The sequence below is a fragment of the Afifella sp. IM 167 genome, from assembly GCF_020144925.1.
GTDB lineage: Bacteria > Pseudomonadota > Alphaproteobacteria > Rhizobiales > Afifellaceae > Afifella.
The window spans coordinates 43,316-59,855 of sequence record NZ_NSLC01000004.1 but is presented as its reverse complement, the minus strand read 5'-3'; the positions used below and the strand labels follow the sequence as shown (position 1 = coordinate 59,855).

Here is a 16,540-nt window from a genome sequence, read left to right as displayed (position 1 = left end):
TGTATATCTAGCATTCAAGTTGCCGTCTCGGGGGGCGCGGTGGCCTCAGGCGAGACGTGCGCTCAAAGGAGGCTGAAATGGCGAGTTATTCTATTACGGTCGGGATGGACAACGAGACAGTCCAGGCCCTGAAGGAGTCGAATTACTATCTCTACGGCTTCAAGGCCGTCCGCGGACAGGCATCGGGCATGCCGACCGTCTGGTTCTCCAGCCAGAACTTCCTGAACGAGACCACCCTCAGCTGGGAAGAGGACTATCAGGCCTACATCTCCAACGACGAGATCGAATCCAACGTCGTCATCCACGCTTCGGCCAAGTCCGACATCGATCTCGGCCAGACGCTGAACGTCGACAACGTCGGCAACGTCTCCGTCAGCGGCGATGGCACGGAAGGCGCGGTGTCGATCATGAACAATTCCTCCACGCCCTATTCCTGCGGCCTGTCGCAGGAGAACCCGAGTGGCGACTACACCTCGCTCTGCGCCTTCCCGCTCTACGGCAACGGCCTCGACCTGATCGTGCCGATCGAGACCGTGCTTCTCATGTTCGCGACCAAGCCGGTGAAGACGGCGACGGTGATCGCCCAGGCCTTCGCCCAGGGCGCTCTGATCGATCTCACCGGCGTGGGCTCTCGCTCCCTCGACTTCGACATCAACAAGGGATGGGACGCGGGCACCGCGACCTGGATGACGAAGATCCCGGCGAACAGCCCGCTGCAGCCCCTGCTGATCCTGCCCCAGGTCAGCTCGAGCCGGGCTGCGAGGCGGCTGGTGGCCGCGGCCTGATCCGGCCTCGGCGCGCGAGGAAGGGGCCGCAAGGTCCCTTCCTTTCGACTGCCGCTCTCTGTCTGCCGCCCTTGCGGTCCCCATGCACCCAGAGCCAGGTACGCTCCGCAATGGTCTCGCGAACCGTGATCATCGACCTCGATGCCGACACGCTGACCCAGCTGAAAAACCAGGGCGCGCGGCTCTACGCCCTGCGCGCCGTCACCTCGGCCGACCGCACCGGCGAACCGGCCGTCTGGTACAGCAACAAGAGCCTTCTGACGGCGAACTACCTCACCTGGGATTCCACCTACGCGGCGTATATCTCGACCGATCCGCTCACGCCCTACGAGACCGTCCGTCCGCAGGGGAGTGTCGTGATCGCGCCATCGCAGATGGCCGTCATCTCCGAGCCGGGCGTTCTGAAAGCGGAGAGCGGCGATCTGGAGGGCCGCTTCCAGATCAAGAATTCCAGCAGTTCTGCCTACACCTGCGGGATCATCGGCGCGCCCGATGTCGGCGGAAATTACTGCGCCTTCCACATCACCGTCGGCGGCCTCGTGGTCATCACCCCGACCGACAAGGTGTTCTTCATGTTCGCTTCGCAGCAGTTCGATATCGGCACGATCATCGAGCAGTCGTTCGGCGCTGGAATCATCCTCGATCTGCCGGCGGGCGAGACCACGATCACCTTCGATATCGACGAGGGCTGGGTCGTCGACCCGACCATCGATTACGAACTGGTCGCTGCGGGAGACAAGCTCCAGGAAAAACTTGTCATCCCGAGTCAGATGATCTTTGCATGAATTGTCCGTATTTACTGTATGAGAATGAATAGTTCTGCAAATACATGCTTCTACTGTATAATATATCCCGCAAGAAAAGCTTGCGGACACAGGAGATGCGGAAATGAGAAAGTATATTATTGCGGGCCTGGCGGCGGCGACGCTGCTGCTCGCGGCCGCCGCGCCGACCTATGCGGAGGAGAAGGCTGCGCCGACCGGCGTGGTGGAGAACGCCCTGAAGCTCGCGCAGGCGCAGGATGCCGCCGCCTGCAACGGCATTCCGACGGGCGAACTCGGCCGGTGCACGCTCGACAATCCGCCGGAGGTTCTGAACAACCTCAATTGCGTGGCCTGTTGCGCGCACCGCAATGCGCTGACCTGGATCTCGGCGAACCACAACGTCGCCTGCCAGTGAGCGTGTCGCGAGAGCCTGAACGGGAGGCGGGGGCCTCGGCCCCCGCTTCGTTCTCGCTCGGTACGCCGCTCCGCCGTTCCTTTACCGGTCGACGCCGCCCCAGACGCTCTCGGCGACCTTCACGACGAGCTCCAGCTTGCGCCACTGGTCGTCCTCCGAGAGGAGGTTGCCCTCCTCGGTGGATGAGAAGCCGCATTGCGGGGCGATGCCGAGCTGGCCGAGATCGGCATACTTGCCGGCCTCGTCGAAGCGGCGCTTGATGACCTCGATGTCTTCAAGGTCCCCCGTCTTGGTGGTGATGAAGCCCGGCATGACGCGCTTGTTGCCCTTCGGCAGGGCGGAGAGGGGCTGGAGCCCGCCGGCGCGCTCGCTGTCGTACTCCATGAAGTAGATGTCGATGTCGATGTCGTTGAAGAGGATGTCGGCGGCCGGGTCGTAGCCGCCCTCCGCCACCCAGGTGGAGCGGAAATTGCCACGGCAAAGATGCATCGCCGAGACCATGTCGGCCGGCCGGCCCGACACGGCGCCGTCGATCATCTTGGCGTACTGGCGGATGAGCCAGTCGGGATCCAGCCCGCGTGCCTTCACGTCCTCGCGGATCTTCGGGTCGCAGAGATAGACGATGAACACCTCGTCGAGCTGGATGTAGCGGCAGCCTGCGTCGTAGAAGGCCTGCACAGCCTTCCTGTAGGCCGCCGTCAGGTCGGAAAAGAGCGCCTCGAGGTCGTCCTTGTAGGCCGGGAAAGTGATGTCTTCCGGCTTGGTGCGGAAATGCGCCGCGCTCGGCGCGGGGATGGAGATCTTCGGCTGCGCCCTGGCGGTGCCGGCGAGATAGGTGAAGTGCTCCAGCATCGGATGGCCCGAAAAGTCCACCTTGCCGGTCACGGCCGGGTAGTAGGGCCGCAGATTGGCGCCGTGGAAGGAGATGCCCTCGTCCTTCTGGTAGAGCTCGATGCCGTCGAGGCCTTCCAGGAAGTCGTAGTGCCAGAACGAGCGGCGGAACTCGCCGTCGGTGACGGCGGGCATGCCGATCGATTCCTGGCTGCGGACGGCGCGGGCGATTTCCTCGTCCTCGACCTCCTTCAGCTCCTCGGCCGAAAGGCTCTTGTCCTCATAGTGCTTCTTGCGCGCTTCCTTGACGCGGGCGGGACGCAGAAGGCTTCCCACCTGGTCGGCGCGGTAGGGCGCGCCGGTCTTTGCCGTCTGTTCGCTCGTGGCGCGTGCAGCCGCATTTTCGGCCATTGTCGTTCCTCCCAATGAACGTGTTAAGTAAATTGGTACGGCTACCGCCCCGGGCGTGCAAGATGCAGCGCAGCATGGTCGTTGCAAAGGCGCATCTCCCGCCTCAGCCGTTGACCGGCATGCCCCCGTTTACGTGGATTGTCTGACCGGTGACATAGGAGCCGTCTTCGCTTTATCTTGGCCGCGGCCTTAATCCCGCAGGTACACCATGCCGAGAAGCTCATTTTCGCCCACGCTGTGCGCAGCCGAGAGTTCGCGAATGGATTGCTGACTGGTCGCGGGAATACCGCTGGCCTTCAGTCGCAGCAGCAGGGCATCGGGATCGGTGCGTATCGTGCTCGCTAAGGCGAACAGCGGGGCATCGACCAACGCTTCCTCGATGGGCCGTTGCAGCTGAGGTCCTGTGATCAGCCCCCATGAGAAAAAGGATGCGGCCACGATGAGCGCAAACACCGTCACGCTGGATTTGCCCCAGGTCGACCTGAGATGCGCCTTGAACGGGCGAATGTTGGCGGCGATGTGCCCACCGGCCCCGAGCAGGAAAAACCATGAGAACCATTGATGGACCACTGTGGTGAGGCCCGGGTTCCATTCGAAAAACATGAGGACGCCAGTGATCGACATCAGGATGAAGGAGCCGATCGTCAGTGGCGTCGACCATGTTCGCAGCGAGAGAGGTCTAGCCATGGTGCACGTGCTCCGCGTGAAGGCCTGTATCGTCGAAATAGCCTTCGAGGGCATCGAGATTGTCGAATGAGACGATGGCGCCGACATAGCCGTCAGGCCGCACCAACACCCAGTGGCCCGGCGGCAGGGCGTAGGCCGCAGTGAAGTGTCCGTTCGCGTCGAGGATGTCGCCCCGCGATCCGAATGTGTGGATATGCAATCCCGGTCTTGGCGACACGCAGGTGCGATCCACGTCAAAGCCGATGAGCGTCCAATGGGAGCCTCTGAACAGCTCGAACAGCCGCGTCTGCCGGCCGGCAGCGCCGAGGACCGGTGCGTCGGGAGCGCGGTCGCCTGCGAGCAGCCCCTGTTGCGTCGGCTTTTCCAGCGCAAGCGAGGACTCTGGATAACCGATGTCGAGCTGATGCACTTCCCGTCCGCGCCGCATCTCACCCCGTTTGTGGGCCTCGAGCAGCTTGCTGGAGAGACCTAGCATGGCGGCTGCGACCGGGCGGCGCTCTTCCTCATAGCTGTCGAGCAGCGCGTCGGCAGCGCCTGAAGCGACCGTCGCCAGCTTCCAGCCAAGGTTATAGGCGTCCTGGACGCTGGTATTGAGGCCTTGTCCGCCGGTCGGCGGATGCGTATGCGCGGCATCGCCGACGAGGAACACTCGGCCGATGCGATAACGGTCGGCCAGCCGGGCATTCATGGCGAAGGCTGAGGCCCAGGAAACAGAGCGGATGCGGATGTCGTTGCGACCTGTGCGTTCCGCCACGAGGGCGGTCAATCCATCGGCGGACAGATCGACCTCACCTTCCATCGGAATCGGCCCCTGGATCTGGAAAAGGTTGGTTCCGGCGAGCGGGCAGAGCGAGATTTGGCGCTCCGTGTCACCTTCAGCGAAACGGTGCCAGACATCGCGGTCGATCCCGGACAATGTGACATCAGCAACGATGGCGCGGACGCCGAGCGTCTTGCCGGGAAAGCCGATATCGAGCGCGTGGCGGACAAAGCTGCGCCCGCCATCGGCGCCGACGAGCCAGCGCACCCGTGCGGTCTCGTCGCCGTGCTTTGTGCGCAGCCGCGCGGTCACGCCATCCGCGTCCTGCTCGAAACCGACGAGTTCGCAACCGAATTCCGGGCGGTGCCCGAGTTCAAGAAGCCGCTCCCGCATCACGCCTTCGGTCAGGAACTGCGGCACCATAAGGGGCAAGTGATAAGGCTCGGCAGGCGTCGGGTCTTCATGCTCCACGACGTCCGAGTCCATGAAGCTGCCATCCGCTCGATATTCTCGCTGCGGCGGGTAGACGCCTCCTACCGAAACAATCCGGTCGAGGATCCCGAGATCCTCAAAAACCTCCTGCGTGCGCGGCTGGATGCCCTTGCCGCGAGAGCCGCGGAACGGGCCGTCCATCTTCTCGATCAGGCGGAACGAGGTACCCCTGCGGGCTAGTTCGATTGCGAGTGTCAGGCCAGCCGCTCCCGCGCCGCAGATAAGGACATCTGCCGCAAATTTGTCTGTCATTTCCATCTCCATATGTGTAATATGCACATAATAGGAGGGGCGACATGGCGTCAAGAAATAAAGTGCAAAATACACATATTGGCGATCAGATTCGCCAGCTTCACGGCGCCTTGATTGACATCGTCAGCGTCATGAACCGGCCGCAGCGCGATGAGGAAATGGTTCGCGAGGCGGGTATTTCTCTCGACCGAGCCCTGTTTCCGCTGCTGGTGGGCATCGAGAGATTCGGGCCGATCGGCGTGGTGGAAATGGCCGATCGCGTCGGCCGCGACTACACCACGGTGAGCCGTCAGGTCGCGAAGCTGGAAAGTCTTGGGCTGATCGAGCGTCGCGGCAGCGCCGCCGACCGCCGGGTTCGCGAGGCGATCGTCACGCCGAAGGGTAAGGCCATGATCGACCTTGTCGACGGCGCGCGAGAACGGATGGGGCGCGCAATTTTCGCCAGTTGGGATCGGCAGGATATCGATGACCTCGTGCGCCTTCTTCGCAGGTTCGCGGACGACATGAACGCCGGCGTTCCGGGTTCGTCGGAGGGCACCAAATGACTTGTATGGAGGGAGCTGATCGTGGACAGGTCAGCATGCTGCCCGCCTGCGTGGAAGATTATGTCAGAGCCGACGCACTCGTCCGCGTCGTCCTCAGGAGCTCCGCAATCCGCTCAGGCTTCGAAAGGCCTTACTCGGCCGCCTGGCGGCCCTGATAGCCGCGCTGCACGGAAAGCTCGGCAAGGAGTTTCGTCGCCGCCTCGGCGATCACCGTCCCCGGCGGGAAGATCGCCGCCGCGCCGGCTTCCTTCAGCGCCTCGTAATCCTGCGGCGGGATCACCCCGCCGACGACGATCATGATGTCGGTGGCGCCGGCCGCGTCGAGCGCTTTTCGCAGCGCCGGCACGAGGGAGAGGTGGCCTGCCGCGAGCGAGGAAACGCCGACGACATGCACGTCGTTCTCCACGGCCTGGCGGGCGACTTCCTCGGGGGTAGAGAAGAGCGGGCCGACATCGACGTCGAAGCCGAGATCGGCGAAGGCCGAGGCGATCACCTTCTGGCCGCGGTCGTGGCCGTCCTGGCCCATCTTGGCGACGAGGATGCGCGGGCGCCGCCCGTCGGCCTCGGCAAAGGCGGCGCTCATTTCGAGCGCCTTCTCCAGAGCGCGGTTCATCGTGCCGACCTCCCGCTTGTAGACGCCCGCGAGCGTCTTGATCTCGGCGACATGGCGGCCGAAGGCCTTCTCCATCGCATCGGAAATCTCGCCGACCGTCGCCCTGGCGCGCGCGGCATCGACGGAAAGGGCGAGGAGGTTGCCCTCGCCGCTCTCGGCGGCCTTCGTCAGCGCGGCAAGCGCCGCTTCCAGCTTTGCCGGATCGCGTTCGGCCCGGAGCCGCTTCAGCTTGTCGATCTGCTCGGCCCGGACAGCGGCGATGTCGACCTTGAGGACGTCGATCTCCTGATCGTCCTCGGTGGGGTAGATGTTGACGCCGACGACAGCCTGGCGGCCGGAATCGATCCGCGCCTGCGTCTTTGCAGCGGCTTCCTCGATGCGCATCTTCGGCAGGCCGGCCTCGATGGCCTTGGTCATGCCGCCGCGCTCCTCGACCTCTTCGATATGGGCGAGCGCCCGGCGGGCGAGGTCGTCCGTCAGCTTCTCCATGGCGAAGGAGCCGCCCCAGGGGTCGATCATCCGCGTCGTACCGGACTCCAGCGAGAGCACCAGCTGCGTGTTGCGGGCGATGCGGGCCGAAAAGTCGGTCGGCAGCGCCAGCGCCTCGTCGAGCGAGTTGGTGTGCAGGCTCTGCGTGCCGCCCTGCGTCGCCGCCATCGCCTCGATTGCCGTGCGGCCGACATTGTTGAAGACGTCCTGCGCTGTCAGAGACCAGCCGGAGGTTTGGCAATGGGTTCTGAGCGACAGCGAGCGGGCGTCGGCCGGGTCGAAATGCTCCTTGATGAGTTTTGCCCACAGAAGGCGCGCCGCCCTGAGCTTCGCCACCTCCATGTAGAAGTTCATGCCGATGCCGAAGAAGAAGGAGAGCCGCGGCGCGAACTTGTCGACGTCGAGCCCGGTTTTCACGCCCGCGCGCACATATTCGATGCCGTCGGCGAGCGTATAGGCGAGCTCAAGGTCGGCCGTCGCCCCGGCTTCCTGGATGTGGTAGCCGGAAATCGAGATGGAGTTGAAGCGCGGCATGTGCTCCGCCGTATAGGCGAAGATGTCGGAGATGATCCGGAGCGATGGCGCGGGCGGATAGATATAGGTATTCCGCACCATGAACTCTTTCAGGATGTCGTTCTGGATCGTTCCTGAAAGATCTTTCTGGGCGACGCCCTGTTCCTCCGCCGCCACGATATAGAGCGCCATCACCGGCAGCACGGCACCGTTCATCGTCATCGAGACGCTCATCTCGCCGAGCGGAATGCCGGCGAAGAGCTCTTCCATGTCGAGGATGGAATCGATGGCGACCCCCGCCATGCCGACATCGCCGGAGACGCGCGGATGGTCGCTGTCGTAGCCGCGATGCGTGGCAAGGTCGAAGGCGACCGAGAGCCCTTTCTGGCCGGCCGCCAGATTGCGGCGGTAGAAGGCGTTCGATTCCTTGGCCGTGGAAAAGCCGGCATATTGCCGGATCGTCCAGGGCTTCTGCACGTACATCGTGGGGTAGGGGCCGCGCAGATAGGGCGCGATGCCGGGCCAGGTGTCGAGAAAGTCGAGACCGGAGATCGCCTCGGCGCCGGGGCGGGGCTCGAGCGCTATGCCTTCCGGCGTCGTGAAGGCGTCCTCGCCAGCGCGCGCATCGTCTGCGGCGGGCTTCTTCCAGGGCTCGGCGGCAAAATCCGGAATGCGGCTCATCGGTTCGCCCCCTCGCTGGCTTTGGTCTCCGCGGGCTTCTTCTGCGCTGCGATGTCGGCCGGGCCGAGCGGGGCAAGGCCTCCCTCTTCCTCGGAGCGCGCCGGCGCGGCGACCGCGATCGCCGCCTCGGACGGGTTCGGATAGAGCGTCGCCCCGACGAAGGGCATCTCTCCGGAGGTGACCCGCGCGAGCATCTTACCGCGCATGGCCGAAATCCGCTCTGCGAGCGCGCCGGAGGCGAGGCTTTCGGCGATGCCGCCTTCTTTCTCGATCGCCTGGAATCCCGCCCAGCCCTTTTCGGCAAGCGCGTCGGTGAGCGCCTCCACGGCACCCGAACCCGCCGCCGGATCGTCGAGATGGTGGACGCCGGATTCGGCCATCAGAAGATGCTGAATGTTGCGGGCAAGCCGGCGCGCATGCGCCTCAGCGAGCCCGTTCGCCGCCGAATAGGGCAGCACCGCAATGCTCTCCGCGCCGCCCGCCGCCGCCGCGAAGGCCGCGATGGTGGTGCGGATCAGGTTGGTATGCGCGTCGGCCGCCATCATCATCCGCCGCGCCGTCTCGGCATGGAGGCGAAGCTTGGTGCCGGATGCGCCGCAAAGCTCGGCGAGCCGCCGGAAGAGGAGGCGCATCGCGCGCAGCTTGGCGATCGTCGGGAACTGGTCGTGGCCGGCCGCGAGCGTCACGGAGATGCCGGCGAGCCCGCTCTCAGGAGCAATCCCCTCCGCATCGAGGGCGCGCAGATACGCTGCGATGGTGGCGAGGACGGCGCCGAGCTCCTGTGCCTCGCTGGCGCCTGCGGCGTGATAGGCCCGCCCGTCCGCGGCGAGGAACGGGCCGGCAAAGCCCGCCCCTGAAAGCTCTTTGATGGCCTCGCCGATCCCCGAAAGGTCGGGCCGGCCGCCGAAGCGCGCCGCATGGCCGACCGGGTCGATGCCGAAGGCAATGTCGAGGCTTTCCGGTGCGAGTTCGCGTTCGCCGATGAGCGCCGCCAGCAGCTTGCCGGAGGCCGCTCCGGTCGCGCCCGGCTCCAGCCTGAGCCGGATCGCCTCGATCTCCACGCCGTCGAGCGCGTCCTTCAGCGCCTCCGCCGTCGCCGGCAGGCCGAAACCGGCGGCCGAGGGGGCACCATCGAGCACGAGGACGAGGCCGTCCGCCCCGCCGGCGAGGTCGGCGAGCGCCTGTCGGTTCGCCTCCGCCGGGTCCGGATATTCGATCCGCTGCATGATCTTCCAGGCGCCGGAGCGGTCCGCCAGAACGCTGGCGCCCGCGGCGCGGGCCGAAAGCGGCTCGATGGCGATGCCGTCGCGCGTCACGGTCCGCAGGGTGGCGAGATCGGCGCCCTTCAGCGCCTTCTCGGCGAGCGCCCGCCATGCTTCCGGCGAGGCCGGCGCGAAAGGATTGAGCGCGGTGCTCCTGGCAGCTTCGTTCGTCATGGCGCCTCCCTGCCGTCGTCTTTACTCTCCGGCGGGCTGGGGCGGCAAGGCTGCGCGCGCTCCCGGCGCGCCGGTGCCGCAGAGACTTTGGGCTAAGGGCGACTTTGGGCTAAGAAGAAGGCCCGGGCGGGGCGCCGCCTTAGTAGGTCATCATCGGCGGCAGGGATTTGGCCTGGCGCACCCAGGCCTCGACGCGCTTTTCGCTCGGCAGCAGGCGCACGAGGCAGCGTTCGGCATTCACCTCCTGCATGCGCTTCGTCAGATTGGCGACGTTGCGCCGCTTCAGCTCCTTCACCGTATCGACGCCGGCCGCTTCCAGGAGCTCCGAATACTCCTCGGCGACGCCGCGCACGCGCATCAGATCCGCCATGTTCGCCCAGCGCAGGATCAGCGCCTCGCAGATGCCGGTATCCTGCGCCAGCTGCCGGCGCCCCTTCGGTGTGCGCGCCCTCTCCAGAAGCTTTGCTGCGGTACGCACGCGTACTTTTTTCAGTTTTTCCTGATACGCCGGGCCGATACTTTCCATGGCGCAGATGGAATATGTCGGCATGCCGTCTCTCTCCGCAGCAAACCGCTATTAAGGCGCAAGCGAAGACCGATTTCCAGCGTCAGACAAACTGCGACAGCCCCGGAATACCCGCAATGAGTGCATCGAGCCGCTCCTTGCCGGCGCGTTCCCGGCCGAAACGGATCACCTCCTGCGCCAGCATCTGCACCTGCGCGAGGTCCAGCCCAAGCTCCTGCAGCTGGCCCAGAATCTCCATGACCCCGCCGCCCATCAGACCGCCGAGGCCGCCGAGCGTGACGGCGTCGTCGTCGCCGGGCGTGTCGATGTATTCCGCCACCTCCGGCATTTCTGCGACGAGGGCGCGCACGTCCTCTTCCGGCCCCTCCTTTGCCAGGAAGGTAAACACGACCTTGACGGCCGCGCGCGCCGTCGGCTCGTCGGTGCCGACCTTGTCGACGACGCGGCGGATGAGTTCTTCCATCGTAAGGGGGCTCCTGGTGAATGCCTTTCCCGCCCCTCTAGAAAGCCGCGCGCCTCCCGGCAAGGCTTCTTTGCCGGCGAGGGCTTGGCGATTGCGGGCGGCGATGCCGCCGCGATAAGCTTTGCCGGCACGAAGGGCGGCCCCGGGAGGCCGGACAAACGGGAGGAAGCGGCAAGGTGGGCGTACTCAAGGACGCGGAGATCTTTCTCGGCGCAAGCCGCAGGCCGGACGACAGCCTGAAGGAAGGCGAATACCTCTCCCTGCGCTATGCCAACCGCCACGGCCTCGTCACCGGCGCGACGGGCACCGGCAAGACCGTCTCGCTGCAGATCCTTGCCGAGGGCTTTTCCGCCGCCGGCGTTCCCGTCTTCGCCGCCGATATCAAGGGCGATCTTTCCGGCATCGCCCTCAAGGGCTCGGCCGAAGGCAAGGAATTCCTCGCCGGCCGGGCCGAAAAGATCGGCTTTGCCGAGGAATACGAATTCCGCGAGAGCCCCGCGATCTTCTGGGACTTGTTCGGCGTTGAGGGCCACCCCGTCCGCACCACGGTCTCCGAGATCGGCCCGCTGCTGCTTGCCCGCCTCATGGACCTCACCGACGTGCAGGAGGGCGTCCTCAACATCGCCTTCAAGATCGCCGACGAGGAGGGCCTCCTCCTCCTCGACCTGAAGGACCTGCAGTCGCTCCTGGCCAACATCGCAGAGCGCTCCAAGGAAATCTCCGGCCAGTACGGCAACGTCTCCAAATCCTCCGTCGGCGCCATCCAGCGCCAGCTCCTCGTCCTGGAGCAGCAGGGGGGCGAGAATTTCTTCGGCGAGCCGGCGCTCGACATACGCGACCTGATGCGCACCAGCCGCGACGGGCGCGGCCTCGTCTCCGTGCTGGCCGCCGACAGGCTGATGCAGGCGCCGCGCCTGTACGCCACCTTCCTCCTCTGGCTCCTTTCCGAGCTCTTCGAGGAGCTGCCGGAGGTGGGCGATCCGGACCGCCCGCGCCTCGTCTTCTTCTTCGACGAGGCGCATCTCCTCTTCGACGAGGCCCCGAAGGCGCTGGTCGACAAGGTCGAGCAGGTCGTCAAGCTCATCCGCTCCAAGGGGGTGGGCGTCTATTTCGTCACCCAGAACCCGCTGGATGTGCCCGAAGGCGTCCTCGCCCAGCTCGGCAACCGCGTCCAGCATGCGCTCCGCGCCTATACCCCGCGCGAGGCAAAGGCGGTGAAGACGGCCGCCGAGACGTTCCGGCCGAACCCGGAATTCGACGCGGCCGAGGCGATCACCAATCTCGGCGTCGGCGAGGCGCTGGTCTCCACGCTCGCCGAAAAGGGCATCCCCTCCATGGTGGAAAGGACGCTGATCCGCCCGCCGTCGGGCCAGCTCGGCCCGATCACGCCTGAGGAGCGCAAGAAGCTGATCGAGGCGAGCCCGGTCTACGGCCAGTACGACAGGGCGGTGGACCGGGAATCGGCCTTCGAGATCCTGAAGGAACGCGCCGAACAGCGCGCCGCGGCGGAGGCGCAAGCCGCCGAAGCCGAGGCGGAAGAAGAGGCGCGCGAGAAAGCCGAAAGCGCCGCCAGCCGCTCCACCCGCTCGCGCCGCTCCTCATCGGATGAAGGCGGCGGCTGGCTCGACGGGCTTTTCGGCGGCAACGGCCGCCGCCAGGGGGTGCTGGAAACGGCGGCGAAACAGGTCGCCCGCACGGTGGCGGCCGATATCTCGCGGCGGCTCGTCAGGGGGATGCTGGGGGGTGTGAAGCGGAGGTGAAGGGATCTGTCAGCCTAGTCGTTCAAATCCGAGAGGCCCCGCGACAAGATCAGCTCTCACGAGTTGCCCTATGTCGCAGCCATGCGCTCTCGACGCTGAATCGCCTGCGCAAACAAAGTATCGCCTAGTTCAAGGTCAGCCCAGCACTCCGCGCTATGCAGCGACGATACACGTGCATTTGCAATGGCTTGGATTCTCGACATGAGCACTTGGTGCGGGGCTGCCGGATTTGCGTTGATCGTCCGGGCGACAAGATCGGCAAGACGCGGGGCAGTGTTGACGAGGGTGGCGTTCTTAAGACATTGTCGAAGTAGCCAAATCGGGAATATATTTTGTTTTTTCTCGAGCTCTGAGAGTATTTCACTTGCCATTATTGATTTACCTCCCCCTGTTGCGACGCTTATGACCCACGCATAGCTCGAGACGATGGGACTCTCGTGTGCGCGAAGCGCTTTAATCAAGTCTTCAGGTATGTCGAGAAAGCGGTCTCGCCGCTCGTCCGTCGCCATCATGTTCGCGAGGGGGACGAGAAGGCCAGGTCGGTCTGGGAGCGCTTCGATTAACGCCGAGTATATCTCTTCATCCTGAAAGTGCTCATACGGAGAAAAAAATGTTCCCTTCAGTCCGAATACCTGCAGGCGATCTAGAATTGCTGGTTGAGCCAACAACTTCGGTTGGAGCGCGTGCAGGGGCCACGCCTCTATTGGCTTCTGGCCCCGTTTGAAATCAAGAATGTCGAGCATGGCAGCAACGTCTAGCGGTTGCCCGGGCGAATACACGGACAGCACAAACCGCGTTCCGGCAATCAGCCACTCCGCGGGGGCCCCTTTCGCATTCCGCGCGAACTCGATCAGACGGGTGACCCAATCGGTCTCCTCGTTGCCCGCTGCGATGCTAAATCTGCTCAACGGTACCCCGACCTCGCCGATGCGATGATCGAAGAAGTTGCCAGAGGCGCAGCCCGCAAGGTCTGCGGCGGTCACACCAACCTCTTCCCAGCGTTCCTCCGCGCGCAGCCAATCCGCAGTATCGCCAAACAGCCCCGTCCGCACCTGAGAAATCACTGCGCTGGGATCATCGGCCAAGCCGCAAACACGTACAAGCGAGGCCAAAGGCCAAGGTATCCTGTCAGTAATAGATTCGTAGAGTGACAGCCAGTCTTGCTGGACCGCCTGCTCCAATAAATCTGCAAGCAAGCTTCTGCTGGGAGCGTGATGAAAATCTCGGACTGCCCGAAGCGACACCCAGGCGGGTGTTTGTGGTAGGTCCTCATATGCTTCGCTCTGTTTCGAAGTGAGGCGGAGTTTGCAGAAGCTCAGATGCAGCGGAGTCTCTGCTCCGCTAAGACGGATTGCAGTGTGCCCAGGCCTGAAGGGGCTGACGTCCAGCAAGTGAAGCACCGGCATAGATTCGATCATGCGCGCTCCAGATACCCAGCTACGTCCATTCTCAGACTTGAGCACGCATTCTCGAGCGTCGCGAGGAGAAGTGGCTTCCATCGCTGCGCGCATGCGAACATAGAGCCAAGAGTCCTCCGGTACGTCGATGCGTTGAGCGAATAACTCAACCACCTCGTCAGAATCGTGCGGCCAGAAGTCCTTCAAGAGAGTTTCGGCCCAGCTCTGTCCGGCCGTGGCGCAACGAATAGCCAAAACCCACGCCGCACGACGTCGAGATTTCAAAGTAGAAGCAAAATAAGGCCGAACCTTCTCAACCGTTCGTATAGGCTCGCGCTCGCAGTGTGTGGACAGTGATTCCGGAAGCGCGGCTGGTCCCGCATCAAGCAACTCAAGCGCGAGAAAGAACAACAGGCGGCGATATTTGGGCTGGTCGTATGCGAGGCCATCATCCAGCAAAGCGAGTGCGAGAACCGAGCCTGTGCGCAGCAGTCGGTCGATCGGGCTCCCATTCTCGTTGAGGTCTCGACATAGAGTGACGATTGTGTCGCGATATTGTTCAGCATCGGCGATAGCGAAGCATTTGCTAGCGGCGATCTGGAAGACATGGAGCCAATGGGCACAACTGGCGACGGTGCGCAACCGCTTCTGAACGGTCGCCTCGCGTCCGCTCATCAGATAGGCGGCCGCCATAAATTCCTGCAGTGAGCGGACTTCGAAGCTGAAGCGGCCCTCCTCGCGTTGAACGAGCAGAACCAAACGTTCGGTTGAGCCGGACACTAGCTGTGCGGTATTCTGCTCAAGCTCCTCCCCCTCATAGCCTTCATCCGAGAGTTGTCCGCGTATGACTTTGGCGAACTCTTCGAATGAAAGATATGCCTCCGAATTGCCTCGCTTCTCTGCCTCGACGTGTAGTAGAAATCCCACCTTGTGGTGGACCGCGACGATCTGCCTGCCCCAGTGCCGCATTGCGTGCCCGGTGGGTCCGGCCTTCGCCTGTTCGCGCTCGAGCACAACGCCAAAGTACTTGTCAAACAAGCTCCAGCGATCGGTGGGAGCATCGCCGCGCTGGTCAATCAGCGCCAGCATGATCGCGACCTGCAACGGACTGACCATCAGCCGGGCGGTGGTCGCCGCCTTTGCTGCCTCGCGCAGACGTTCCAATACACGCTGGCGATGGACCAAATCGGTGATCCGATTAACAGCGAGCTTCTCCGCGCACGCGACTGCGCGCAAGGGCCCCAGCGGCGTCATCTCAAGCTTATCGTAGTAAGCTGGATCTAGCTCGTCATTGTAGCCTTGCGGGCGTGTGGTGACGACCATCAGTGCGTCCGCGTTTGGCGCGTCGTCCCAAAATTCATTGATTGCACGGATAACCGAGGTGCGGTCGGCGCTGGTTGGCACCTCGTCGAGCCCGTCGAGGATAAGTGCACAAGGATACTCCCGGATCCAAGTGCGAAGATCCTCGATATCGACGCTGGTTTCTGCCACGGCGGCAATATGATCGGCCAAGTAGCCGATTAGTGTTCGCCGTGCCCCGTCAGCGCTCCCTTTCGACAAAGTGTCAGCGAAGTTAGGCAGGTCGATGCGCAAAGGGAAACGTCGTGGCACCGAAACTGTCAATCCAATCTTCGATGCTTTGTTAAGCGTGCTCTCGACGATTGCTCTAATCTCAGAACTGATCTCGTCCTGTCGATCGGCCGCCAACATGTTTGCGCGAAAGATTTGTGCCAAGAACTGCGTGACCGTGGACTTCCCCTGGCCAGGCCCACCGAGCAGCAGCACGCGTTCCGGCCGACCGAACGACTGAGTACGCTGTGCCTTGGCGCTGCTTACGTCGAGCCGATCTCGGGACCACTCAAGCAGATCGACAAGGAGCAGGCGCTCAGAATCTTCCCTCACGGCCTTGCCAAAGGGCTTGAAGGGTAAATCAATGAACACGTCCTCGATCATCGTCCGCGCATCGCCGCTGTGACCAGCCTGTTGGAGGCGGAGTGGCTGATGCGAGCGCAGCTCACGCGCCAGATAGCGGTACATCGCGCCATTGAAAGCCTGCGACCTTAGGTCCAGACTCTCAATCAGTTTGGCGATGACGTCGCTGCCTGTGAGCCAAGCGGCGTAGGAGCGCCGCAGGGCATCTGCGTTTGCAAGCAGGCTATTCAATTGGTCGAGGTGCCAGACGCGCCAACCTTTCAGGCCAAGTTTGCCCTGATACTCCTTGAACACCGTGTCGATCTTGGCTTGACCACCTGCTCTGCGCTTGTTCGCGGGCATCGGTGAGAGGCGAGCATTCGTGACTAGAATGTAATAGTCAGGTTCGCGAAGCTCCGATTCCGGACCGGCGAATTTGTCCAGCTCCTCACGCAATTGTCCGACGAGCCAGTCGGCGTCTTGGTGCGCTTCCCCCGGTACCTGCAGGAACTTTGCCTGCATGATAGTGTAGCCAGACCACTTGTCTGCCTCGCTTGGGTAGTTGAGTGTGCCGTCGAATGCAGCTTCGCGCCCGCCATCAGGGCCATCGCCAAAAATTAGCAGACCGTTGCCTAGGACATGCTGAGCCATAGCTTGAGCAAAGCGTTCAAACGAGCGGGGTGAGAAACTCCTGAAATCTACATCGACCATCGCGCCTCACAATCACAAGCCAACGGCTTTGATACGCGAGTCGCTGAGGAAAATTAATATGTCTGACTGGTGCCTATATTGTAATTGCTCGCAAGTTT

13 protein-coding genes are annotated in these 16,540 nt (G+C 63.5%); 5 read left to right on the top strand and 8 right to left on the bottom strand.

The genetic code is table 11. The features are described 5' to 3' along the window. Positions 1-77: 77 nt before the first annotated feature. The 3 genes from CLD20_RS07765 to CLD20_RS07755 all read left to right on the top strand — a co-directional run bounded on the left by CLD20_RS07765 (position 78) and on the right by CLD20_RS07755 (position 1,964). A complete protein-coding gene (locus tag CLD20_RS07765; protein WP_224406048.1) occupies positions 78-785 on the top strand; it encodes a hypothetical protein in 708 nt (235 codons plus the stop codon). 110 nt (positions 786-895) lie between these two features. Further along, positions 896-1,570 carry a hypothetical protein gene (locus tag CLD20_RS07760; RefSeq protein ID WP_224406047.1) on the top strand — a complete coding sequence of 225 codons (675 nt, stop codon included), beginning with the start codon at positions 896-898 and terminating at the stop codon, positions 1,568-1,570. A 103-nt stretch (positions 1,571-1,673) separates the two neighbouring features. Then, entirely contained in the window at positions 1,674-1,964 is a 291-nt protein-coding gene (locus CLD20_RS07755) for a hypothetical protein (RefSeq protein WP_224406046.1), read from the top strand. Between the two features lie 81 nt (positions 1,965-2,045). Here CLD20_RS07755 and CLD20_RS07750 read toward each other — a convergent pair whose 3' ends face one another. The 3 genes from CLD20_RS07750 to CLD20_RS07740 all read right to left on the bottom strand — a co-directional run bounded on the left by CLD20_RS07750 (position 2,046) and on the right by CLD20_RS07740 (position 5,397). Next, positions 2,046-3,206: a 5-methyltetrahydropteroyltriglutamate--homocysteine S-methyltransferase gene (locus CLD20_RS07750; RefSeq protein ID WP_224406045.1), complete on the bottom strand. Its 1,161-nt coding sequence runs from the start codon at positions 3,204-3,206 to the stop codon at positions 2,046-2,048. A gap of 189 nt (positions 3,207-3,395) precedes the next feature. Beyond that, positions 3,396-3,893: a DUF4405 domain-containing protein gene (locus CLD20_RS07745; protein ID WP_224406044.1), complete on the bottom strand. Its 498-nt coding sequence runs from the start codon at positions 3,891-3,893 to the stop codon at positions 3,396-3,398. Further along, the gene (locus tag CLD20_RS07740; protein WP_224406043.1) at positions 3,886-5,397 is read right to left on the bottom strand and encodes an FAD-dependent oxidoreductase; all 1,512 of its coding nucleotides are present in this window, start codon (positions 5,395-5,397) and stop codon (positions 3,886-3,888) included. The genes CLD20_RS07745 and CLD20_RS07740 overlap by 8 nt, the downstream gene beginning before the upstream one ends. A 44-nt stretch (positions 5,398-5,441) precedes the next feature. On the opposite strand from CLD20_RS07740, the gene CLD20_RS07735 reads away from it, so the two are divergent. Next, positions 5,442-5,942, top strand: coding sequence for a MarR family winged helix-turn-helix transcriptional regulator (locus CLD20_RS07735; RefSeq protein WP_224406042.1), 501 nt, complete (start codon positions 5,442-5,444; stop codon positions 5,940-5,942). Positions 5,943-6,072: 130 nt separating this feature from the next. On the opposite strand, the gene scpA is transcribed toward CLD20_RS07735, so the two are convergent. The 4 genes from scpA to CLD20_RS07715 form a co-directional block, all read right to left on the bottom strand. Further along, positions 6,073-8,238, bottom strand: a complete 2,166-nt coding sequence (gene scpA, locus CLD20_RS07730) for a methylmalonyl-CoA mutase (protein ID WP_224406041.1) — start codon at positions 8,236-8,238, stop codon at positions 6,073-6,075. Then, a complete protein-coding gene (locus tag CLD20_RS07725) occupies positions 8,235-9,674 on the bottom strand; it encodes a methylmalonyl-CoA mutase family protein (RefSeq protein WP_224406040.1) in 1,440 nt (479 codons plus the stop codon). Before CLD20_RS07725 ends, scpA begins: the two co-directional genes overlap by 4 nt. 139 nt (positions 9,675-9,813) lie before the next feature. Then, complete coding sequence (locus tag CLD20_RS07720; protein WP_224406039.1) at positions 9,814-10,224, bottom strand: DUF4332 domain-containing protein; 411 nt, start codon at positions 10,222-10,224, stop codon at positions 9,814-9,816. A gap of 58 nt (positions 10,225-10,282) precedes the next feature. After that, positions 10,283-10,663, bottom strand: a complete 381-nt coding sequence (locus CLD20_RS07715; protein WP_224406038.1) for a DUF2267 domain-containing protein — start codon at positions 10,661-10,663, stop codon at positions 10,283-10,285. 176 nt (positions 10,664-10,839) lie between these two features. On the opposite strand from CLD20_RS07715, the gene CLD20_RS07710 reads away from it, so the two are divergent. Further along, the gene (locus tag CLD20_RS07710) at positions 10,840-12,423 is read left to right on the top strand and encodes a helicase HerA-like domain-containing protein (RefSeq protein WP_224406037.1); all 1,584 of its coding nucleotides are present in this window, start codon (positions 10,840-10,842) and stop codon (positions 12,421-12,423) included. Between the two features lie 68 nt (positions 12,424-12,491). On the opposite strand, the gene CLD20_RS07705 is transcribed toward CLD20_RS07710, so the two are convergent. Next, positions 12,492-16,442: an NACHT domain-containing NTPase gene (locus tag CLD20_RS07705; RefSeq protein WP_224406036.1), complete on the bottom strand. Its 3,951-nt coding sequence runs from the start codon at positions 16,440-16,442 to the stop codon at positions 12,492-12,494. Between the last annotated feature and the right edge of the window lie 98 nt (positions 16,443-16,540).

What these genes read in the sequence shown, in the direction of transcription:
- CLD20_RS07765 (WP_224406048.1), top strand. Translation starts at nt 78, where the DNA reads ATGGCGAGTTATTCTATTACGGTCGGGATGGACAACGAGACAGTCCAG.
- CLD20_RS07760 (WP_224406047.1), top strand. Translation starts at nt 896, where the DNA reads ATGGTCTCGCGAACCGTGATCATCGACCTCGATGCCGACACGCTGACC.
- CLD20_RS07755 (WP_224406046.1), top strand. Translation starts at nt 1,674, where the DNA reads ATGAGAAAGTATATTATTGCGGGCCTGGCGGCGGCGACGCTGCTGCTC.
- CLD20_RS07750 (WP_224406045.1), bottom strand. Translation starts at nt 3,206, where the DNA reads ATGGCCGAAAATGCGGCTGCACGCGCCACGAGCGAACAGACGGCAAAG.
- CLD20_RS07745 (WP_224406044.1), bottom strand. Translation starts at nt 3,893, where the DNA reads ATGGCTAGACCTCTCTCGCTGCGAACATGGTCGACGCCACTGACGATC.
- CLD20_RS07740 (WP_224406043.1), bottom strand. Translation starts at nt 5,397, where the DNA reads ATGACAGACAAATTTGCGGCAGATGTCCTTATCTGCGGCGCGGGAGCG.
- CLD20_RS07735 (WP_224406042.1), top strand. Translation starts at nt 5,442, where the DNA reads ATGGCGTCAAGAAATAAAGTGCAAAATACACATATTGGCGATCAGATT.
- scpA (WP_224406041.1), bottom strand. Translation starts at nt 8,238, where the DNA reads ATGAGCCGCATTCCGGATTTTGCCGCCGAGCCCTGGAAGAAGCCCGCC.
- CLD20_RS07725 (WP_224406040.1), bottom strand. Translation starts at nt 9,674, where the DNA reads ATGACGAACGAAGCTGCCAGGAGCACCGCGCTCAATCCTTTCGCGCCG.
- CLD20_RS07720 (WP_224406039.1), bottom strand. Translation starts at nt 10,224, where the DNA reads ATGCCGACATATTCCATCTGCGCCATGGAAAGTATCGGCCCGGCGTAT.
- CLD20_RS07715 (WP_224406038.1), bottom strand. Translation starts at nt 10,663, where the DNA reads ATGGAAGAACTCATCCGCCGCGTCGTCGACAAGGTCGGCACCGACGAG.
- CLD20_RS07705 (WP_224406036.1), bottom strand. Translation starts at nt 16,442, where the DNA reads ATGGTCGATGTAGATTTCAGGAGTTTCTCACCCCGCTCGTTTGAACGC.